Below are 22,294 nucleotides of genomic sequence, written 5' to 3'. Positions count from 1 at the left end.
ATCGTTATACCATTACTGGTGGCTGTTCTTTACTCGTCAATTCCTACTTATTGATTCATCTTCTTTTGATACTGTAAGGGCGAAATGCCAGTGGTTTCTTTGAAAACATGATGGAACGTTTTAACACTAGAAAATCCGGCTTTTTCTGCCACATCAATCATTGGAAGTTTTTCATTCGCAAGAATGAATTTTGCCAAATTAATTCGATACTCGGTTAAAAATTGGACGAAGGTCTGCCCCGTATTTTTTTTAAAGAAACGGGTGAAATAATACGGACTGAAACCGACATATTTCGCTACGTCTTCAATGGTAATCGTTTCTTGATAGCGATTTTCAATGTATTCAAATACTTGATTCAACCGTTCAAGTGTATCTTTGCGATGAATCGTATTCGGTGTTTTTTTCTTCTTTTGCTCGGTCCGTTTAGGTAAACAAGCATAGCACTCGGCGACTAATCGCGCCAAGTTCGCTAATACGAAATAATTTTTACCCGTCGGTTGTTGCGTTTCGAATTGATAAAGTTCGACTAACAATTCGGTCATTTTCACTTGAAATGCTGGGTCCCAATTACGACTGTGTCTTTCACCTGCCGCAAATAAGTTCAGTAAACTTTCTTCGGTTTCTCGTAAGAAAGATTCATCAAAAAATTTTAAATCAAATTGGTACACGTAGCGTTCACTGTCGGGTGAAGCTAAAAAGTAATGGGGTTCACCACTGGCAAAGAAAAAGATTTCTCCTTCTTGCAGTTCGACGACCATATCATCGACGCCAATTTTGACTTGTCCACGACTTGCATAAATGATTTCAATCTCCTTATGCCAATGCGGATAAACGATTGTCATCCCATCATTTAAAAAAGCACGATAAGGAAATTGGAGGTTCAACTGTGGAATTTCTAGATACAAACTCATCACTAGTCCCCCTTATCCAATGGATTCATGTAAAGAATTAAGCGTCAGCCTTTGCTTTTTGAGCAAGAGCTAAGCAACCAATTGTGCCAGCATTATCTTCTAATGCAGGTGTCACGATATACTGCGCTAATGGCGGTGTTGCAACATAGCCTTTCATTAAACGCTCGAAAGCCGCATGGACTTTTTCCATCATATGGCGTTGTTTCATCACGCCACCACCAAAAATAATCACTTCTGGTGCAAACATCAATGTCGTATTATATGCACATTGGGCAATGTATTCTGCTTCAATCGCCCAGAATGCATCCTCTTCAGGAATATCTTGCCCTTTACGTCCTGTTCTTTTTTCAATTGCTGGACCCGCTGCCATGCCTTCTAAACAATTGCCATGGAACGGACAACTTCCTGCAAAATCATCGTCTTCATGTGGTACAACTAACACGTGTCCCATTTCAGGATGACTGAACCCTTCGATGAATTGACCATTTTGAATAGCACCGGCTCCGACACCCGTACCGATTGTATAATAAACCACACTTGATAAGTCTTTTCCATGACCGTAGGCGTATTCGCCGTACGCTGCAGCGTTTACATCTGTCGTCCAAGCCATTGGCACATCAAACGCTTCTTTCATTGCGCCTAAGAAGTTATAGTTTTGCCACGCTAATTTCGGTGTAGACGTAATAAACCCATATGTTTCAGAAGTTGGACGAATATCGATTGGTCCAAATGATCCAATTCCAATGGAAACGAGTTCTTCTTTATATTGATTAAAAAAGTCGATGACTAATGCCATTGTTTCAGCAGGTGTCGTAGTTGGATAACTCACACGTTCTAAAATTTCTAATTTTTCATTCCCGATAGCACAAACGAACTTCGTGCCGCCTGCTTCAATTGATCCATATAACATGATTGATTTCTCCTTTTATGCTTTAATAAGTCTATTTTAAAGAGATTACTTCAATAAAGCTAGCCCTTTCATAAATTTCTTATTCGATAGAACGCTTACATTGGATTTTTCTTTTATTTGGGGTGAAAACGCCTTATTTATCGTTGAATAATAAAACAATATGGGAAGAATCGAAAGAAATTCGAAGATTGTTTTGCCTAATTATTTGGCAAAAAGAATGGGCTGTGACAAAAGTCACAGCCCATTTCAGTTATACGAATCGTTAATCGAGACACCAGAAACTTTTGATTCTTAGCTAGTTGTTTGTTATTTCGCTAATTTCGCTGTTTCGATGATTGCTTGTAAGTAACCTTGTGAATCAGAGAACGTTGCACCAGAGACAACATCTGCTGGATTGCCTTCTTCACCAAGGGCTTCTAGTTCACTTGCTGCTGCTTCTAATTCAGCAACCGTTTTACCAATTGCGAAATCTTGGATGGCTTTCATATTATCAGCATACGTTTTTGTTGCGCCACCTTTTTCTTTCATCATCGCAGAGTAAGCTTCGTTGTTCGCCACTTTCGATGCAAGGACCACACCTTCTGCAACGCCAGCACCAAAATCACTATCAGAGTTTGGTACGCCACCGAATTGTGTTAAATCAACAAATTGGAATTCATCGACGAAAACTGCTGCGACTTTATCGCCGTCCATTGCAACGGTTGTCATCGCAAATGATTTATCGCCATGCGGTGCACCGAGTAATTGTGCTTCTTTTAAATCGGTTGTTTCTGTCGTTGCGCCAATTGACACAAGGCCGTTTTTCGCAGTCTCTACGATTGCTTGTAAGTAGCCACGTGAATCACTAAAGGTTGCCCCAGAAATCACATCTGCTGGATTTCCTTCTTCACCTAATGCTTCTAAGTCAGCGACTGCTTTTTCAAGATCCGCAACGGTTTTTCCTTTCGCAAAATCGGTAATAGCAGTTAAACTTTGCGCCCATGTTTGCGTCGCGCCACCTTTTTCTTTCATCATCGCAGAATAGCTGTCGTTATTTTCAGCTTTACTTGCTAACACGACATCCGCTGGGAATGATTCTCCAAAACCACCGTCTGCATTTGGTACACCTTTAAAGTCAGCTGGTGCTAAATACTGAAACTCATCTAAATGCGCGCTCACAATCGTGTCGCCATTCATTAACACATTCACTGCTGCGAATGATTTCGTTCCATGAGGTGCTGTGTACATTTGACGCATGACTAATGTTCCGGCTTCTGGTAACGTAGTCGTTGTGTCTTCTCCTTGTGCAATCGTGATCGCAACGTCTGTTGTCGCTTCGCTTTCGCTTGTCGCAGCAGGTGCGCTACTTTCGACTGGTGCTGTTGAGGAACTGGATGTACTTGGTGTATCCGCACTACATGCTGCTAACCCTAAACTTGCTAAAATAATAAATGCCCCTAAATTCTTCTTTTTCATTTGTATCCTCCTAAGAAACTTATTTGTGTTCTTATTCACATATTATCATATTTTATCCTTTTTGCAACTGTTTTTATAAAAAAAGAGTACGGTTTTTTTTGTGAAGAATAAAAATAAAAATAAAAAAAAAGCATCCACTCTCTTTTTAAAGCGTGAGTAAATGCTTGATTTATAAACGTTAACGATTCTATTAGACGCTCGTACTACTTCCTGCAGCACTTTCATCACTTTTCACACAATCAATGGCAATTACTAGTGAAATAACTAACTCTTCCATTGTTTCATCTAAAATCGTGACCTCATAGGTATCGCCCCAAGAAAACCAGCGCTTCGCAATCGTAGCGATAGGTTTTCCTTGATGTAAGATATTGAACGTCATATCCCACCAGTCCCCATCAACCGTTATTCCTTTCGCTGAAATGTGGTAGCGCGCTTTTAAAAAGGTTAACTCTTTTTCAATCAGAATTTGCGATTGCTGGCGAATATCGACATAAAATTTCGGTAGGAAACTCCAGATTTTTTTCGTAATCACGGCTATTTCTTGATCGTGATGGTTGTAAATCGTAAACTGTTTTGGGATTTTCATGAAGCTACCTTTAACGTAGTATTGACGTCGCTCTTGGTCGTCATACACACTAAATTGATCGGTGAAACTAAAGACTTTTTGTTTAATGTATAATTTACGCATGAAATAGACTCCTTTCGTTGGTTTAACTGTTTGAAGGACGGGTCGCATCACCAGTATTAATCACCGGTTGCGTGCCTTTATCGGTAATAATCGACACGAGTAAGTTATTAATTAATTGAATTTTGCGATCATCGCTAAACGTCATGCCTTGGCCTTCTTCGATTTGTTCAAGCGCCATTTGTGTCATGGAAACGGCCCCTTCAACGATCGTTTGACGGGCTGATAAAATTGCTTTGGCTTGTTGGCGTTGTAACATTGCACTGGCAATTTCGGTCGCGTAAGCCAAGTGATTCAGTCGCGTTTCAATGACTTCTACGCCCGCAACGCTGAGTCGTTCTTGGAGTTCCGTCGCTAATTCAGCCGAGACTTCCGATGTATTGCCACGTAATGTAATATCATCGTCTTTAAAGGTATCGTAAGGATATTGACTCGCAATATGGCGAATCGCTGTTTCGCTTTGGATTTCAATGAATTCTTGATAATAGTCAACATCAAACAAAGCTTTCGCTGTATCTCTCACTTTATAGACGACAACTGCCGAAATCTCAACAGGATTTCCATCGGAGTCATTAACTTTCAATAGCGAACTGTTGAAGTTGCGAACTTTTAACGAGACATTCACTTTTTGAGTCAATGGTGTAGTGATAAATAAGCCGTTCGAACGAATCGTTCCTAAATATTGGCCGAAAAACAAAATCGCTTTTGATTGATTCGGACTCACGATTGTCAACGAACTTAGAAACAACAAAGCGATCACACCTAATATGACAGCGGTAATCATTTGCCAAGCCGTTTGTGTTTCCACACCTAAATAAAAGAGATAACCGCCCCCAACGAGTAATCCTAATAATACCACTAACCCTAAATAGCCATTCACATGAAACGTCTTTTTTTCATTCATTTTACTTCCTCCTCTTCTCTTTTATTATTATCTCATAGTTTATTCAAAAATATATCAGACCAAAGATGGATTCAATAAAAAAATGGAGTTGGGAATATATCCAACTCCATTTTTGATTAATGCGCGACGGCTGTTTCTTTGTCATACAAATTCATCGTACCATCTTTAATTTCATAGACTTTATCGCAAAAGTCGATTAAGCGTGTATCGTGGGTAACCATCATAATCGCTTTATTTTTATCTTTGGCTTCTTTAGCTAAAATTTTAACAACTTCAAAAGCTTTTTCTGAATCTAAACTAGCCGTCGGTTCATCCGCCAAAATAATAGACGGATCGTTATAAAGCGCCCTTGCAATAGCGATTCGTTGTCTTTCCCCACCAGACAAATCTTGTGGGTATTTGTTTTCTAACTTTGTGACACCCAGTTGATCAAACAACGTGTTGGCTTTGTCTTTTTGATTCGATCGGTTAATTTTATCGACTAATTTTAGTTGTTTTTTGACCGTTAAAAACGGAATCAAATTGGATGCTTGTAAAATAAAGCCAATTTCTTTAAAACGGATTTTCGCGCGTTTTTTTTCTTTTTCCTCACTAAACGCTTGACCGTTAATTAATACTTCACCCGCTGTGGGTGTTTGAAGGCCTCCTGCTAGTGTTAAAAACGTACTTTTCCCTGAGCCAGATGGCCCGATAATGCCGATAAATTCGCCAGCTGCGGCCGAAAAATTTGTTTCTTTTAAGCCTTGAATAATTTGATCGCCATCTTTAAATTCTTTGCGAACATTCTTAAATTCAATCACATTCATGCTTTTCTCTCCTATCCAATCGCTTTTAGCGGATCAATTTTGACAATCGTTTTTACAGAGAATACGGCACCGAATAAGGCAAAGAAGACCATTAACAGACCTATAATTCCGAAAAACGCGAAGTTACTTTGAAACGGTACGGCTGTTGGTAAAAATAATGCCGTGCCATATGTCCCAATAAAGCCTAGTCCAACACCAAAAATGGCTAATAAGAATGTTTGGACGATGACGGATGACGCAATGTAGCCACTTGAAATTCCTTGTGCCTTCATGACACCGAAGATACTAACTTTTTGCATCGTTAGGACATAAATAAAGATTCCAATCACAATGGCTGCGATCACGATTAAGAATCCAATCATAAAGCCAAAGGTTAAGACTTGTGCGTTGTATCCTGGTAATTCACTGATGAATTGCGAGATTTCAATTTTGTCTAAATCATCTTCAGGATAGGCCGTCACATCGCCACGAACCACAATTCCATTAATTCGAGCGTCTGGGCTATCATCGGTTTTTTCAAAACGAATTTCTTGATAGGCGCCAATCGTGGTGTAAATGACAGGTGAGACACTAAATTTCGCATTTTCAACAAAACCAACAATTTTAATTGTTTTCTCTTGACCCGAAAGTTTTAATTCATCGCCAAGTTCAATGCCATATTCTTCTTTAATACTGATATCGGCAATTCCTTCATCATTATTTTCAAATGCTTCTCCTTCAACAACCTCTGGCATAATAAATTCATCTGAACGAATCCCAAAGAAGCTGACCGAGATTTTATCATCGGATTTTTTCGCGCCCACTTTTTGAACAACACCCGGGGTCTGCGCGAGAACGGCTTTTTCGGATGCCTCAACTTCATCAAAGTCTTTGATGGGAATCATCGACATTCCTAGATTATTATTGGACTCATTGGAAAGCAAGATTGCATCTGCATCCCACTGGTCCACCGCCACTCGGTTTTCCTGAGCTAACCCGTAAGCTAATCCCGTGAGGAAAAATACTAAATATGCAATTAAAAACATTACACCGATAATCAGTGCATAGCGAAATTTCGAATGACGAATTTCATTAAACGCTAAAAACATTAACTTCCACCTACTTTTTTTATTTTACTTATCAACTGATAAGCCCATTGTAAAAAAAAAAAGGCTCGTTGTAAAATAATCTGACTCACAACTTTTGAGATGGATTACTTTACTTATCAGTCAATCAATCTTAGAATGAAAAAAAGAGAACGTTTTAAGTTTATCAAAAAGGGTGAAAAAGATGGAAAATAAACAACACGATACACGGCATCAAATTTTAGAGGTTGCAAGTTCCCTCTTTATGAATCACGGCTTTTTAGCGACCTCCACCCGTAAGATTGCTACTGAAGTCGGAATCACTCAGCCGAATTTGTATCACCATTTTCGCAATAAAGAAGAAATTTATGTAGCAGTGATGGAGAATTTAGCGGCGGAAGTCAAAGTCTATTTAGACGAAATGGTCGCTTCCACGAAATACACATTTGTGGAGCAATTAGCTCATATGATTTTATTTTTACAGGAGAAACATCCCGCCGACTTTAATATTATGATGCATGACATGGATAATCATTTATCCCCTGAAAGTCGTGCAAAACTATTTATCATCTGGAAAAACTCGTATCAACAGCCCTTTATTTCGTTATTTGAAACAAAAAAAGCGCATTTGCGTGCCAACTTGTCGCCGGAATTAGCGGCTCGCCACTTTTTCCTCACCCTAGCACCTTATATTCGAAAAGAACCTCTTCCAGGAGGACTGACAACCGAGCAGATGATCGACTTTTTCATTTACGGCATTGTCAAAGACGCACCTTAAACAGACCTCTAAAATGATTTTAGAGGTCTGTTTTTTGGTACCTATACAACAGTTAGTCTATCTCAAAATTCAAAGAATAACATTCGAAGAGTCAAACACTTCTTCTAAAGAATCTGGATATGCTTCAAAGATGACTTGCGGCCGTAAAAAAGCTTGGTTGGTGCGTTCTACTTCTGCGTATAACGCTCGAAGCACTTCTTTCTTCGCGGCCTTTCCTTGTCGAAAGTCATCAATCAGTGCAATCATCGCGGCTTTTTCTTTTGCCGGTAACTCTTTTGACAAGTAGCCAAACATGTGTTGCAAGGCATTCGTGCTATTTTTAATCGACATGCCATGTTGTAAGAGTTCGATTAAGATTACTTCATAATGCTGAAAGACTTCTGTTAATGACAATTTTTTGGGATTAGCGACGATGCGACCTAATTGATCTTTGAGCCGCTGATGATAACAAAAATACAGGTATTTGTGATGGCTGTGAAATAACATTAAGGCCCGTGCGCTCCCAATCGCTTTGACTTCGTAAAAACGAGCTAGTAAAAAAACATGGGTGAAAAAGGCTTCTCGCAACGAGGCATCCTGCAGATCACCTGCCGTGATAATCGCAACGCTTGGGACAAGTTGCGTGACGGTAGTTTGTATTCGCTGCGTGCGGCGTCGGACGTATTCCTCTTCGTTTTGCTCGGAGGCGTGCGGCAATACAAGTCCTTGGAAGTTCGCTCGCAACAGTTCCGCCTGAAGATTTTCTTCATCCATGCTCTGTTCGATTAGGCAGAGCTTGTAAATGTTCAACCACGGCGCGAGTGTTTCTTTGAACGTGGAAAGCGCCGCTGCTTGGCTAGACAACATTAAGACTGTCGGTCGCATCGTGCTTCCTCCTTTCTACGGTGTTTTTTCATAATATTTATATTTTTCAATCGACTGCAATCTTTGATGCTTATGATCAACGATTTGGGGCGGATAAAGACGCTTCAAATCGATGCCTTCTTTTGTCCGCAATTTTTGCTCAAAGTGATAGGGTTCATGAATGGCGTAATCCGGAACATCACGTAATTCTGGGACATACTGCCGAATAAATGCACCTGATGGATCAAACTTTTGACTTTGCAGCGTAGGATTAAAAATCCGAAAATAGGGCACGGCATCCGTCCCGACCGAAGCGGACCATTGCCAGCCACCGATATTGGACGCACTATCGTAATCAATCAGCTGTTGGGCGAAGTAGGCTTCCCCTAGACGCCAATCGATGTTTAAATCTTTCGCTAAAAAAGAAGCGGCAATCATGCGTAACCGGTTGTGCATCCAACCCTCTGTCTGTAATTGGCGCATCGCCGCATCGACAATCGGAAAACCCGTCTGACCTGCTTGCCATTTGGCGAACCACTCGTCATTGCTTTGCCATGGAATCCCTTGATATTTTTCCATCACTTCCAACTCTTTTTGTTGCGGATGAAACGCGTAAACCATCTGATAAAAATCACGCCACGCGAGTTCTTTGATAAAATTTTCTTTGCCCTGACTATCGGGCGCTTGACTGACTTGTAAAAATACATCACGAATCGACAATTGGCCGGTACTCAAATACGAGGATAAACGGCTCGTCCCATCGATACTCGGGAAATCTTTGTCGAGGTGATAGCGATGCATTTTTTCCACGCAAAACAGACGAAGGCGTGCTTGGGCATTTTCTTCCCCTAGCCAATCAGCATAATCACCTTGTATCTGGCGACATAGCGTCTGAAAAAGTATTTCGCCATCCCGGGTTTTCCCAGAGATATCTTGGATGACGTGTCGCTGTAGGGCAGCTAAATCAAGGGACAACGGCTGACGTTTGGTCCGTAATTTCCACTGATTATAATAAGGCGTATAGACTTTATACGGGGTATCGTCTTTGGTCAAAATTTCATGAGCCGCATGTAGGTGATGATCGGAATAACCTTTAAAAATCGTCCCTTTGTCACGGAGCATGTCCGCCACTTTTCGGTCTCTTTTTAAGCCATACCCTCTGTGGCTGACATTGTAGTGAATTCCTTTAAGCGTTGGGAATTGATCGAATAATGTGGCAAAAGCTTGATCCAATGGTCCTGTTATCAAGTAAAGCGGGAGATTCTTTGCCTGACACGAAGCATGAAAATCGGCTAACGCGGCAAAGAAATAATCATGACTTCTCGTTTCTGGCGCTAATTGTAGCGGATCAAGATAAAAAAACAACAGTAACGGTTCCTGTTCACGCTCGGCTATCTTTAGCGCGTGAACCAACGCGGTATTATCCGTCAACCGCAAATCATTACGAATCCAAACGGCTTGCATCGTCTCGAACCCCTCCTTCTTTTTTGCCTCATTGTACCTTAAACAATCAAAAAAAGGAAATGCCGAAACTTGCGACATTTCCTGCTTAATTTGATTATAGTATGCGTTATTTTACGCGCTGACTTCTTCTGAAACAATGGCAGCTAAACGTATCGCACGCTCTTCTTCTGAAATGCCATTACGCTTAATGTAACGATTCGTTTCACTTGCCGCACAGTCGTAGCAACAGCCACCTAAATGTTTGGCTTCATTTTCTTCTGAAGTAATAATTTGACGGTTACATGATGGGTTCCCACAGTTAATATATCGTTCACAAGGCGTACCATCAAACCAATCTTTGCCGACAATTTGTTTGTCGACTTGGTTGATTTCAACACTGATTCGATCATCAAAGACGTACATTTTGCCGTCCCACATTTCGCCTTTGACTTCTGGATCTTTCCCATAAGTCGCAATCCCACCGTGTAATTGGGCAACATTTTCGACTCCTTCACGTAATAACCAACCAGAGAATTTTTCGCAGCGAATGCCGCCGGTACAATAAGTGACCACTTTTTTGTCCATGAATTTCTCTTTGTTTTCGCGAATCCATTCTGGCAACTCACGGAAATTGCGAATATCCGGACGAATCGCGCCACGGAAATGACCTAAATCATATTCGTAATCATTGCGAGCATCTAAAACAATGGTATCTTCGTCTAGTAATGCTTCTTTAAAAGCTTTTGGATCTAAATATTCACCCGTTAAACGTAACGGATCGACATCTTCTTCTAAGTTCAGTGCGACCAATTCTTTTCTTGGGCGAACGAACATTTTACGAAAGGCATGTCCTTCACTCTCGTCAATCTTAAACCATGTATCTTTGAAACGTTCATCGTTATGCATCCAGTCCATGTATTGCTGTGTGGCTTCGATGGTTCCTGATGCCGTTCCGTTAATGCCTTCTTCTGCTACTAAAATTCGACCTTTTAAACCTAAGCTCTTACAAAGCGCTAAATGCTCTTTGGCAAACTGTTCAGGGTTCTCAATTTTAGTATAATTGTAATAAAGTAATACGCGATAGTCCATATATCGGTTCCTCCTTAAAAATCATACATCAGACATTATAACGGAAATGAAAAGCAAAAACGATTTTAACGCTTGTGTGTTTTTTCTCAATGCAACTGTTTTTAGGTAGCACATTGGATTCGTTTTTAGAAAAAAAAGAACTTACCCCCTTTTCCAAATCAAATCAAGTATAATAAAGAAAACGCTTAAAGGTGGGATTTGAATGGATTTAGAAGAATCAAAACGTCGAATGCACGATAGAAAACTCTATTATGCCGGTCAGCCAGAACTGATTGCGGATCAACTAACTTATTTAGAAAAAAACTTTGATTACAATCAACTACGCCCTTCTCAACAAGAAGAAAAGCAAGCACTCCTTAAACAACTATTTGCTGAAATTGGCGAAGGTTGCTATATTGAAGCGCCTTTTCATGCCAATTGGGGTGGAAAACATGTACATTTAGGTAATCATGTTTACGTTAATTACAATTTAACCTTAGTCGATGATACGCATATTTATATCGGTGACCATGTGATGATTGCACCCAATGTTGTAATTGCTACCGGAACGCATCCGATTCATCCTGGATTGCGACGCAAAGAAGCCCAGTATAATTTGCCGGTCCATATTCAAAACAATGTGTGGTTAGGTGCTGGTTGTCTCGTGATGCCGGGTGTAACGATTGGTGAAAATTCGGTGATTGGTGCGGGGAGTGTTGTGACGAAAGATATTCCGGCAAATGTCGTAGCCGTTGGCAATCCTTGTCGCGTCTTACGTGACATTTCGGAGAGGGATTTGACGGTCTATCATAAGGAGTCGTTGATTGATATTGAGTAAATAAATCTTTAGCGGATAGCTACTTTTAGGCCTTGGGGATTCTTTCTGAGGTCTTTTTTCGTGTGATACGCTAGTTTCGAGTTTTATCTGTTTGCCACGTAATATTTGCAGACTCCTTCGTATTTATTAACTTGAAAGAACCTCTAGTTTTGGATTAGGAATTTCTTACAGAATTTTTGGGTCGCTATCGATCTCGCAGCCCCTCACACAAGGCGATTTTTCGTAGGGGAGCGCGAGATTCAATCAACACCATTTGGTGAAGAGCCCTAAAAAGAGTACTTCTTTCTAGAATTCCAGCACAAACACCCTTAAGTTAGAGCGAATCTAACTTAAGGGTGTTTTCGATAGACGGGTGCCTAAAGCATACTTTCGGCAATCCTCATTTCTTCTATTCGTCTTCCATTTCTAAAATATCAATGACTTTCATCAATCGCGTCACATTACCGCGCTCGTTTTCATCGAGCGTGTTTTCAATGTGCGCGATTGTTTCCGTTAAGTTCGGAATGGTTAAATACTCCAAGGCGTTGACACGCCGCTTTGTCGTTTCAATTTCTTTTGCAATTAATTGACAGGTTTTTTCGATTTCGGCGAGTTGTAACATTAACGGTAAAATCGAATCTAAGTAATCTAACGATAAATCGAGTTCACTTGTCGTTGAGACAAAGCCATAAGAAAAATCATCGACATCGCTATCTTCTTGATACATCGTATTTAAAACGGGAACTTCGGTGTTCATAATACTTTTGGTCTGAACATCTAGTGACACTTTATTAAACGGGATCGAAAAGGCTTCTTCTAAGACGTGATCGGGAATGACACTCGAGGCTAAGACGTATTCTTTCATGCCTTTTTGCAGCGAGCTGTCCATTTTTTTACGGAGTTCTTGATTTTTTTTGACTAATAGAATAAATTGACGCACGAGTTCATCTTGCTTATCCTTTAACAACTTATGTCCCCTGGTGGCCGTCCCTAGTCGTTTACGGAGTCGACTGAGTTCCATTCGCGTCGGATTGACATTTAAAATCGCCATTAGTCATTCAGCTCCTTCGTATCCGGTAAGAATTCTGCAATGTATTCTTCTTTGATGCGACTGAGTTCTTCTTTTGGTAAAGTGGCGAGGAGTCGCCAGCTAATATCCAAGGTTTCTTCAATGCTACGGTTCACATAGAATCCTTGGTTTAAATATTCTTTTTCGAATAAATCGGCAAAACGAGCGTACTTGCGGTCGACTTCCGATAAGGCTGACTCGCCTAACACAACGGCTAGTTCTTTTGCATCTTTTCCGTCGGCATAAGCAGCATAAATTTGGTTCATCGTCGCGGCATGGTCTTTTCTTGTTTTGTCTTCGCCGGTTCCTTTGTCTTTTAGACGAGATAGGCTTGGCAAGACATCGATCGGAGGATTGATGTTACGCTTAGCTAATTCCGGTGATAAAATGATTTGCCCTTCGGTAATATAACCCGTTAAATCAGGAATGGGATGGGTTTTATCATTGTCTGGCATCGTTAAAATTGGAATTTGTGTAATCGAGCCTGGTTTATCTGTTAACATGCCGGCGCGCTCATACAGTCCGGCTAAATCGGTATATAAATAACCTGGATAGCCACGACGTCCGGGGACTTCGCGACGAGCGGCGGAGATTTCACGCAAGGCTTCGCAGTAATTCGTCATGTCGGTTAAGATGACTAAGACGTGCATGCCTTTTTCAAATGCGAGATATTCAGCGGCGGTTAAGGCCATGCGTGGTGTCGCAATGCGTTCGATGGCGGGATCGTTGGCTAAGTTTAAAAACATCACGGAACGATCGAGTGCACCTGTTTTGCGAAACTCCTCAATGAAAAATTCCGATTCTTCAAAGGGAATCCCAATGGCTCCAAAGACGATAGCAAAGTTTCCTTCGTCGTTTGGCACGGTTGCTTGCCGTGCGATTTGGGCGGCCATTTCTTTATGGGGCAAGCCAGCTGAAGAGAAAATCGGTAATTTTTGACCACGGACAAGGGTATTTAAGTGGTCAATGGCTGAAATACCGGTTTGGATAAACTCATCAGGAAAGGCGCGGGCCATCGGATTAATCGAGGCACCATTGACGTCCACGCGTTTATCTGGAATAATCCGCGGGCCATTATCAATCGGTTGTCCGGTCCCATCAAAAATCCGACCTAACATGTCTTCTGAAACACCAAGGCTTAAACCAGTCCCTAGAAAACGGACCCGGCTTTCTTCGGCTCCTAAATTACTTGTGCCTTCAAAGACTTGGACAATCGCTTTATCTTTGGTGACTTCGAGGACTTGACCTCGGCGAATTTCGCCGCTATCAGTGCGAATTTCAACGAGTTCATCATATTTGACGCCTTCGACATTTTCCACGACCATAATTGGTCCATAAATTTCAGAGACGGAACGGTATTCTTTTAACATTTATTCCATCCCTCCTTTTTCAACAATTTGTTGAATCGTTGTTTTGATTTCTTGTTCCATTTGGGTCAGTTCTCCGAGTTTTGCTTCGGGAACGTATTTGCTTCTGGCAAGGCGTTCGCGTAAGCTCACGGTGCCTTGAATAATTTCTTTAAAGTAGGCACCTAACGCAATGCCTCTTAATGCTTCATGGTAAAAGAATAAAATATTTTTCAGTAAGAAAAATTGTTTTTCTCTTGAGGTGTACGTATCGACTTCGTCAAAGGCATTTTGTTGCAAGAAGTCTTGACGAATCGAACGAGCTGTGACGAGCGTCATGCGATCTTTTGGTAATAAGGCATCGACGCCGACTAATTGAACAATTTCATCTAAGCGGCTTTCTTCTTGCAATAACCCCATCGCTTCATTCACTTGTTTTGACCATTGACCTTCAAAGACATCATCTAAATAGTCGTGTAATTCATCTTCATATAAAGAATAAGAATTCGTCCAGTTAATCGACGGAAAATGACGTTTTTGGGCTAAGGCGCTATCTAAGGCCCAAAAGACTTTGACGATGCGTAAGGTGTTTTGGGTGACGGGTTCACTAATGTCCCCGCCGGCTGGTGACACGGCCCCAATGGCAGTAATGCTGCCTTCGCGGTCATCGCTACCTAATGTTTGGTAACGGCCAGCACGCTCATAATATTCGGCAATTCGGCTACCTAAGTAAGCGGGATAGCCTTCATCGCCGGGAATTTCTTGTAAGCGGCCACTCATCTCACGCAAGGCTTCGGCCCAGCGCGACGTTGAATCAGCCATAATCGCAACGCTATAGCCCATATCACGGTAATATTCCGCAATCGTAATCCCGGTATAAATCGACGCTTCACGAGCAGCAACCGGCATGTTCGACGTGTTTGCAATTAACACAGTTCGTTCCATTAAGGATTTTCCTGTTTGCGGGTCAATTAGTTCTGAGAATTCACTGATGACGTCTTTCATCTCATTGCCGCGTTCGCCACAGCCGACATACACGACTAAATCGACATCTGACCACTTCGCAATTTGATGTTGCACAACGGTTTTCCCTGCACCAAAAGGTCCGGGAACGGCTGCGGATCCACCTTTTGCTACTGGGAAAAAGGTATCAATAATGCGTTGACCGGTCACTAACGGTTGACTTGGTTTTAATTTTTGCTGCGTTGGGCGTGGTTTACGTACCGGCCAACGTTGTAACATCGGCAATTTCTTTTCGTCGCCATTTGGTGTTTCTACTAAACAAATCGGTTCAGTGATACTATAGTTCCCGGCTTTGATTTCTTTTATGACGCCACGGACGCCATTTGGCACCATGATGCGATGTTCAACGACACTCGTTTCTTGCACGACGCCTAAAATATCGCCGGCTTCTACCGTGTCACCGACCCCTTTTTTAGGGACAAAGGTCCATTTTTTTTGCCAGTCTAGCGCATCAATCATGACACCTCGTTCTAAATAATCACTATCGGTGACGGCCATGAATTGATCGAGTGGCCGCTGAATACCATCAAACATTTGGCCGAGTAATCCTGGCGCAAGTTCGACAGATAATGGTGTCCCAGTTGTTTCGACGACTTCTCCTGGTCCGATACCGTTTGTTTCTTCATATACTTGAATAGAGGCAATGCCTTTTTTTAATTCAATAATTTCCCCTAATAGCCCTTTTTCACTGACTTTACAAAGTTCGTGAATCTTGGCGCCTTTTAGGCCAATGGCTTGGACTAATGGTCCGGAAACTTTGATAATTTCTCCAATTGCCAAATATGCTCCTCCTCTACGTTAATCCTCTTGTAAAATAGCCATCCCAATTGCTTGCTCCACATTCTTATGTAAGCGAGCCATGCCAATCCCTAACGTTCCACTACTACTTGGAATCGGAATGATGGCTGGCGTTAACGCATTGTCGTAGATGGCAATTTCAGCTTCGAGCTGTTCTACAATGCGCTCGGTAATAAAAATGACGCCATATTCTTCGGCCATTTTTGCGAGTTGTTCTTTTGCTGCTTCAAGGTTCGTTATCGGAAAAACATCAATGCCTAAGCCTTTAAAAGGTAAGATCGAGTTTTTTCCGCCTAACATTCCTATTTTTTTATACATACGTTTCACGCACCCGACTTCTTAGAATTTCGACTGGAATTTTGTTGATTTTCCCAATAAAGATCAAGCGTAAGTTTTTAATTTCAATTTCTTTGGCATATAAATACCCTAACATGGCACTCGGACCAAACGGCATAACTTTGCGTTCTTTAAAGCGCGCCATTAAGAAATTGTCTTTCATTAAATCAAATTGATTCAAAGTTTTAAATTCCTCAAATTCTTGAATACTGCTACTTACTAAATGATGGTATGGCGTTTTCGCGAGTAACGCCATAAAATCAGACAGCGAGTGTTGAATGGCACTTAACATCGGTTCTGTCGGAAGTGTGCCGCCGTCTGCGACGACTGCACTCATAAAGCCTTTTTTGCGGCCGGTAATGTAGCTGCGTAAAATGGTCGAGATATTGAAGACATCGATCATCCGTTGTCCAAGTTCGCCAAAGATTTCTCCGTTATGTCGCTTCGTAATTTCTAGAAAGTGTTGCCAGTAATAATTATCGAAAATAATATCTATGCCTTGCACTTCTTCATATTCTTCAATGTATGAAAACACTTCTTCCAGGCAATCAATTATCGCTTGTGGCAATGCTTGGTGCTTTCTTGTTTGCACACCTTCTTTTAAATGCGTTAACGAAACGGAGCCAAACGGGACAAGTAAATGAGCTAAATCTTCCTTGGTATACCACATTTTGACGAGAACTTTTAAGTTTTGGTAATCATATTTTAACGTAAAGACATCGACGACTTCCTTAATTGGCGTCAGGGCATAGGCCTGTTCAAAGGTTCGTTTTTCTTCCGCCAATAAGATTTGTTCAAAGTCGTGATAGTTGGTTGTTTCTTCAATGAAATCCCCGTAAGGCGTTTCTTGCAAGATCGGAAACAGATCACGCGCATGGTCAACACTCAGTAATCGTTCCAAAAAGGGGGGATCTAATAATTGATTTTCATACGTTCGAATGCGAACATTGGCACTACTAAACTGAATATCTTTCAAATGATCCCTCCTACTCTTGATTGAAAATAAATGCAATCAGTTGATAACTGAGTTCTTCTTCTTTGGATTCTAATAATGCTTCAAAAATAAAGTTAAACTCGACTTCTCCTTGTTTAAAGACGACGCCACTCCGATTCGGGATCGTTTCTTTTGCGACCTGAATTGTCAGGTCTGATTCAAATTGAGCTTGCCAACGTTGAATCATGGTTTCGCTCACGAGTGGCGCACTTTTAGAGCCAAAGACTAGTTCCACTGTACCCGTTAATTGAACGAGCGCTAGTTTACGCTCGACGAAAGCGTCAAAGTCTTCTGCCGTGATGTTTTGCAGTTGTTCTTTGGCATCCGCGAACAATTCATCTAAGACTTGTTGCTTGGCTGCTAACATGCGGTTACGTGATTTCACGTGTAAATCTGAGACTTTTAAGCTCAATTCTTTTTGGAGTTCTTTTTCATAACGCGCTAAGTGAGCCGCGACTTCTTTTTCAAGTTGTTGTTTTTTAATCCGTTCTTTTTTAGCAATTTCTTTTTCTGCTTCTTCGATTAAATGCGCTTGTTTTTTTTGCGCATCTTCGACAATTTTTGTCGTTAATTTTCGGATATCTGACATGGTTTTCCTCCTACATCATGACCAATAAGAAAGAAATAACGAAACCTAAGATGGCATAAGTTTCCATCATCGCAACGAAGATAATCCCCTTCGTCGTATGTTCTGGCTTTTTGGCTAAAATTTGCATTGCGGCACTGGCTCCACGACCTTGCCAAACCCCATTGGCGATCGCTGTAATGGAAATCGGTAAGGCTGCGACAAATAAGAATAAGCCTTTTTGGAAGCTAATGTCACCAGTAATTTGTAAGTAAATCATAAAGGAAATAACGAAACCGTATAATCCTTGCGTGGCCGAAAGTAATTCTAAAATTAAGGCTTGTCCGAATTTTTCCGGTTGTTCTGAAATCAGTCCTGCAGCAGCTTGGGACGTCATCCCAACCCCAATCGTTGAACCTATCCCCCCACAAATTGTGGCTGTGGCCATTCCTAATGCGGCAAAGACTAAGCCGCCATTCTCATAAAAAAAACTAATCCAATTTTCCATTTATCCTTGTTCCTCCTGTTGTGTAGTGGTTTCGGGTGTAATCGTAACGTATTTTTCACTCGCTTTTAACGGTGTGAAGGCGCGACCGCCACCGGTAAAGAACTTACCGAAAAACTCTAAATATTGTAAACGAATGCCATGAACATAGGCACTTAAATAACTTAAAAAGATATTAATCGCATGTAACAAGATGAATAACACAATCCCGATTGTAAAGCGCGCCACGGGTGGTAAGAAACTAATAATTAAGTTGAAGGCCGCCGCAATACTACCACCGGCCACACCAAGGGCCATCAAGCGGGTGTAACTGACTAAATCACTCATATAGTTCGTTAAATCCATCAAACTATATAACCCGGTCCCAATTTTCCCGACGAGTGTTTCGCCTTCAAAACTTCCTCCAATGACAACCGCAATCAAGGACACGATAATGCCTGTCAGACCAATTGTCGTTAGCGGTGTTTCTGGTAAAATCGTAAACCCAAGAGCTAGACTTGCACCACTTAGTAAAAAGACCATCCACGAACCAGCTTGAAAGATCGCTTTGAGTTTTTGATTTTTGCGACTCCATAAGAGATAAAACTTTAAGATTAACGCAAAGAAGACTTGAATGAAACCAAAAACGACAGAAATAATCAAGATTTCGGTGATATCTGATTGATTGGATAATAGCTGAATCGGCATGGTTGCCCCAAAGAAACTACCATAAATCAAGCCCCACATCATCGTTGGAACGGCACATAGTTGAAAGAAAGTTAAACTACGCTTCATACTGGCTTCGAAGTGGAAAAAGTGTTTCGCAAGTAGAATGCCGAGAAATAAGACTAGTCCGTACCCAAAATCGGCAACCATCATTCCAAAGGCTAAAGCATAAAATGGTGCCATAAAAGGCGTCGGATCGAGTTCATCGTATTGCGGTAAACTATACATTTCAATCAATGTTTCAAAAGGTGCCACGAAACGATGATTTTTTAATAAGATTGGGACATTCGGAATTTCTTCTTCTTTGACTTCTTCGAAAACGAGATAATAATTTCCTTTTGTAATTTGTTGTAAGCGTGCTTCTAAGTTGCTTGCTTCATCGGAAGGGACCCAACCGGCCAAGCTTGTGACCGATTTCGAGCGTAATAATTTTTCTTGGCTCTTACTTTTCACAATGGCGCTACTATAATATTCCGCCACTAAGGTTAACGTAGCCGCTTCTGCGGACATTTGTTTTAATTGATTTTTGATGGATTGTTCTTCTTCTAGTACCTCAGCCATTTTGGATTTCATTTCACTTAAGGCTTCTGAAGGTTTCGCGGAAAAAGGATAATGATATTCGGTGAATCCAACGGTCGATAAGAGACGTTGAATCGGTTTTTGATTGACTTTATGAAACAACACGAATAAATACGTTGTTGTTGTTGTTTGTTGGATGGTTTGGCAATACGTGCTTGGATATTTTTCAAGCTCATGCGTTAAATGGGTCATTTGTTCATTCGGCAAGGTTCCTAACAAGCCGACTGAATGCTTCAGCGTTTTTAACACGGACGGCGCTTCATCAAAATAACGCCAACGGTTTAATTCGTCTTCTGCTTGCGAAAGATCTTGTCTTTCTTGTTCTAAAATGCGTAAACGCTTTTCTTTTTGGCGCAACTCATCCACTACTGTCTGCCATGAGGAAGCCTCGGTGATTTCGGCTAACTGTGACAACGTGTAGGTCGTGGGTTTCTTACGTAATCCTTCTATAAATGAGGGTTTTGGGATATACGATTCTAAGAAAGCTTTACCCAAAAGGACGCGGGTGAGTTCATTCTCGAGTGCTTCTGTTTGAGCCGAGATATTTTCTGACGTAAAGGCATTTTCAGACACTAAGATGCCATCATCTGCCGGTAATAATTCGGCCTTTTGAAAATTTTGGAGCGCTTGTAAGACGTGTTGTTGTTCTTTTTGAAACGTTAAGACATGGAATTTTTGCATTTGTACAATCGCCAATTAATTCACCACCGCTTCAAGGATCAGATTAATGGCTTTGCGCCGTATTTCTGGAGAGACTTGTTGCAAGGTCGCAATTTCTCCTGCAGTTTTTTCGATTAAAGGTGCTTTGAGCTGCGCTAACTCTGCTGCTTGTTGCTCGAGCAGTTCTTGTTGCGCTTGTTTTTCTTGGACACGCAATGTGTCATGGAACGCTTCAATCGCTTCTTGACTACGTTTTTCTTTTTCTTCGATTAAAGCAGTTGTTTCTTGCAAAAGCGTTTCGGCTTTTTTTTCTGCTTCGATCACTTGTTGAATCGCATCGACACTCATGACGAATTTCCTCCTTTGGTTTGATTCAAATAAAAGCATAACAGGTAAACTTATTTGTTATATAAATGTTAACGAAATTTTTAGAGTGAGTCAAGGAAACTCTCCCTTTTTTCTTAAAAAATTCACACTTTTTCGCTTTTAAACATGATTTCGTCACACTTTATCGCTGCTTTCGAATAAAAAACACTATTAAATAGGAAGAAAAAATTCTTTTTAAGAAAGAATACACCTTGGCAAGCTGTATCAGATTTGTTTACTTTTTAAGCGAAGTGGTGTCAAAATGGATCAATCATCAGATAATTACAATCATTCTCCAACCCTTTCACCACGAAAAAAAGATACTGATTTCTAGTCTTATGCTAGAAATTCAGTATCTTTTTGGCTTTATTTCATTTCGGCTAAACGATTTTTTTCCATTAGTTTAAAGAATGGGTAATAAATCACTGCACTGGTAAAGACTAAGAAGAGCGTAAAGATGACATTGCGCCAGTCCATACTGGATAAGTATGCTTGCGCGACGAATGGCGTAAAGGATGGATCGATGATGAACCCTAATCCGATAAAGCCAAGCTTTTGGGCAAAATACGTTAGTAATAAGTTGACAATTGGTGCGACTAAAAATGGAAAAGCTAAGATTGGATTAAAGACGATTGGCAAGCCAAAAATCACCGGCTCATTAATCGAGCATAGTCCTGGAATGAAGGATAATTTCCCAATTGTCCGAAACTCGCTGACTTTACTTCTCATCATCAAGACAACCAGTCCCATCGTAGCACCTGCGCCACCCATAACGGAGATTCGGAACATTTGTAAATTCATCAAGTGCGTCATTTGTTCCCCGTTTGCCAATTGTTCTGCGTTATAACCGGTTTGCGCGATTCCTAACGTGAAAACAAGTGGGAAGATAATGGACGATCCATTAATCCCAAATAACCAAAGGATGTTTCCAAGAGTCACGATTAGTAAGAATCCACCTAAACTACCGGCTAAGTCAGTCGCTGGCGTTAACACTTGCATAATTGCTTCTGGGAAAATTTGATCGGTTGTAATTAAGAAAATCACATTGATACCATAAAAGAAAATAATGTTGGCTAACAGCGGTAATAAGGTATTCATAAACATTGTCACCATCGGCGGAACAGTATCCGGCATGGTGAATTTAATGTTTTTTGTTTCAAAGAAACGTGAAATTTCAACAGCTAATAATCCGATAATAATTGCGACAAATAAGCCATTTGTCCCTAAATAGTTTAAGTTAATCGTTCCTTCAACGACCGGTGTACAAACCATCGCAAAGGTTACTAAGGCCATCATTCCGTTCATAGATGGATTTAGTCCATAATCTTTTGCTAAGGAATAGGCAATTCCAAAGGCACTAATTAAACCAACTAGCCCCATTGTTAAATTGTAAGGCGCTGTAATCAAATCATAGTTTGCCGTTGCAAAATCTTTCCAGTTCGCTAAGAAACGTAAGAATATTCCGGCTGTTTCAGGATTGTATTGCTCCATATTGATCGATGGATTAGCAAAAATTAAGAAAAACGAGCCAATCACGATAAAAGGTAACCCAAACATCATCCCCGTTGAGATGGCTTTTAAGTGTCGTTGATTACCCAATTTTGCGGCTAACGGGCTTAAAAGACCATTTAATTTATCCATAAACGCTGCTGACTTTTTCATTC

22 protein-coding genes are annotated in these 22,294 nt (G+C 40.9%); 2 read left to right on the top strand and 20 right to left on the bottom strand.

What is annotated here, in order from left to right; translation table 11 throughout:
- Positions 1-47: 47 nt before the first annotated feature.
- From IGI68_RS06535 to IGI68_RS06505, 7 genes are all read right to left on the bottom strand, one after another.
- Entirely contained in the window at positions 48-911 is an 864-nt protein-coding gene (locus IGI68_RS06535) for an AraC family transcriptional regulator (protein WP_071874872.1), read from the bottom strand.
- A gap of 37 nt (positions 912-948) precedes the next feature.
- Entirely contained in the window at positions 949-1,821 is an 873-nt protein-coding gene (gene scrK / locus IGI68_RS06530) for a fructokinase ScrK (RefSeq protein WP_438731542.1), read from the bottom strand.
- 306 nt (positions 1,822-2,127) lie between these two features.
- A complete protein-coding gene (locus IGI68_RS06525) occupies positions 2,128-3,276 on the bottom strand; it encodes a peptidoglycan-binding protein (protein WP_438731539.1) in 1,149 nt (382 codons plus the stop codon).
- Between the two features lie 190 nt (positions 3,277-3,466).
- Complete coding sequence (locus IGI68_RS06520) at positions 3,467-3,964, bottom strand: LURP-one-related/scramblase family protein (RefSeq protein WP_438731536.1); 498 nt, start codon at positions 3,962-3,964, stop codon at positions 3,467-3,469.
- A 22-nt stretch (positions 3,965-3,986) separates the two neighbouring features.
- Positions 3,987-4,865 (bottom strand): SPFH domain-containing protein, encoded by an 879-nt coding sequence (locus tag IGI68_RS06515; RefSeq protein WP_071874876.1) that lies wholly within the window; start codon positions 4,863-4,865, stop codon positions 3,987-3,989.
- Positions 4,866-4,981: 116 nt separating this feature from the next.
- Positions 4,982-5,671, bottom strand: coding sequence for an ABC transporter ATP-binding protein (locus IGI68_RS06510; RefSeq protein WP_071874877.1), 690 nt, complete (start codon positions 5,669-5,671; stop codon positions 4,982-4,984).
- An 11-nt stretch (positions 5,672-5,682) separates the two neighbouring features.
- Complete coding sequence (locus tag IGI68_RS06505) at positions 5,683-6,759, bottom strand: ABC transporter permease (RefSeq protein WP_438731532.1); 1,077 nt, start codon at positions 6,757-6,759, stop codon at positions 5,683-5,685.
- Positions 6,760-6,940: 181 nt separating this feature from the next.
- Here IGI68_RS06505 and IGI68_RS06500 point away from each other — a divergent pair, with 181 nt between their 5' ends.
- Entirely contained in the window at positions 6,941-7,513 is a 573-nt protein-coding gene (locus IGI68_RS06500) for a TetR/AcrR family transcriptional regulator (RefSeq protein WP_071874879.1), read from the top strand.
- 69 nt (positions 7,514-7,582) lie between these two features.
- On the opposite strand, the gene IGI68_RS06495 is transcribed toward IGI68_RS06500, so the two are convergent.
- The 3 genes from IGI68_RS06495 to trhO form a co-directional block, all read right to left on the bottom strand.
- Positions 7,583-8,377, bottom strand: coding sequence for a DUF1722 domain-containing protein (locus IGI68_RS06495; RefSeq protein WP_438731528.1), 795 nt, complete (start codon positions 8,375-8,377; stop codon positions 7,583-7,585).
- 15 nt (positions 8,378-8,392) lie between these two features.
- Complete coding sequence (locus IGI68_RS06490) at positions 8,393-9,820, bottom strand: cryptochrome/photolyase family protein (protein WP_438731525.1); 1,428 nt, start codon at positions 9,818-9,820, stop codon at positions 8,393-8,395.
- A 111-nt stretch (positions 9,821-9,931) separates the two neighbouring features.
- The gene (gene trhO, locus IGI68_RS06485; RefSeq protein ID WP_438731522.1) at positions 9,932-10,888 is read right to left on the bottom strand and encodes an oxygen-dependent tRNA uridine(34) hydroxylase TrhO; all 957 of its coding nucleotides are present in this window, start codon (positions 10,886-10,888) and stop codon (positions 9,932-9,934) included.
- A gap of 202 nt (positions 10,889-11,090) precedes the next feature.
- Here trhO and IGI68_RS06480 point away from each other — a divergent pair, with 202 nt between their 5' ends.
- Positions 11,091-11,705 (top strand): sugar O-acetyltransferase, encoded by a 615-nt coding sequence (locus tag IGI68_RS06480; RefSeq protein WP_438731519.1) that lies wholly within the window; start codon positions 11,091-11,093, stop codon positions 11,703-11,705.
- A 388-nt stretch (positions 11,706-12,093) separates the two neighbouring features.
- Here the strand turns inward: IGI68_RS06480 and IGI68_RS06475 are convergent, their stop codons facing one another.
- From IGI68_RS06475 to IGI68_RS06430, 10 genes are all read right to left on the bottom strand, one after another.
- A complete protein-coding gene (locus IGI68_RS06475; RefSeq protein WP_438731516.1) occupies positions 12,094-12,735 on the bottom strand; it encodes a V-type ATP synthase subunit D in 642 nt (213 codons plus the stop codon).
- Positions 12,735-14,123: a V-type ATP synthase subunit B gene (locus IGI68_RS06470; protein WP_438731513.1), complete on the bottom strand. Its 1,389-nt coding sequence runs from the start codon at positions 14,121-14,123 to the stop codon at positions 12,735-12,737. Before IGI68_RS06470 ends, IGI68_RS06475 begins: the two co-directional genes overlap by 1 nt.
- Positions 14,124-15,902 (bottom strand): V-type ATP synthase subunit A, encoded by a 1,779-nt coding sequence (locus IGI68_RS06465; RefSeq protein WP_438731510.1) that lies wholly within the window; start codon positions 15,900-15,902, stop codon positions 14,124-14,126.
- A gap of 18 nt (positions 15,903-15,920) precedes the next feature.
- A complete protein-coding gene (locus tag IGI68_RS06460; RefSeq protein ID WP_071874941.1) occupies positions 15,921-16,238 on the bottom strand; it encodes a V-type ATP synthase subunit F in 318 nt (105 codons plus the stop codon).
- Entirely contained in the window at positions 16,231-17,232 is a 1,002-nt protein-coding gene (locus IGI68_RS06455; RefSeq protein ID WP_438731507.1) for a V-type ATP synthase subunit C, read from the bottom strand. The genes IGI68_RS06460 and IGI68_RS06455 overlap by 8 nt, the downstream gene beginning before the upstream one ends.
- A 10-nt stretch (positions 17,233-17,242) precedes the next feature.
- Positions 17,243-17,839 carry a V-type ATP synthase subunit E gene (locus IGI68_RS06450; protein WP_438731504.1) on the bottom strand — a complete coding sequence of 199 codons (597 nt, stop codon included), beginning with the start codon at positions 17,837-17,839 and terminating at the stop codon, positions 17,243-17,245.
- 10 nt (positions 17,840-17,849) lie between these two features.
- Positions 17,850-18,323: a V-type ATP synthase subunit K gene (locus IGI68_RS06445; RefSeq protein ID WP_071874891.1), complete on the bottom strand. Its 474-nt coding sequence runs from the start codon at positions 18,321-18,323 to the stop codon at positions 17,850-17,852.
- Positions 18,324-20,300 carry a V-type ATP synthase subunit I gene (locus IGI68_RS06440; RefSeq protein WP_438731501.1) on the bottom strand — a complete coding sequence of 659 codons (1,977 nt, stop codon included), beginning with the start codon at positions 20,298-20,300 and terminating at the stop codon, positions 18,324-18,326. It lies immediately after the preceding gene.
- Positions 20,301-20,612, bottom strand: coding sequence for a hypothetical protein (locus IGI68_RS06435; protein ID WP_071874893.1), 312 nt, complete (start codon positions 20,610-20,612; stop codon positions 20,301-20,303). It lies immediately after the preceding gene.
- Between the two features lie 384 nt (positions 20,613-20,996).
- Positions 20,997-22,292 carry a PTS sugar transporter subunit IIC gene (locus IGI68_RS06430; protein WP_071874894.1) on the bottom strand — a complete coding sequence of 432 codons (1,296 nt, stop codon included), beginning with the start codon at positions 22,290-22,292 and terminating at the stop codon, positions 20,997-20,999.
- Between the last annotated feature and the right edge of the window lie 2 nt (positions 22,293-22,294).

Source organism: Enterococcus sp. DIV1314a (genome assembly GCF_051713805.1).
In the GTDB taxonomy this organism is placed as follows: domain Bacteria; phylum Bacillota; class Bacilli; order Lactobacillales; family Enterococcaceae; genus Enterococcus_I; species Enterococcus_I aquimarinus.
This window is presented reverse-complemented; position numbering and strand designations above follow the sequence as displayed.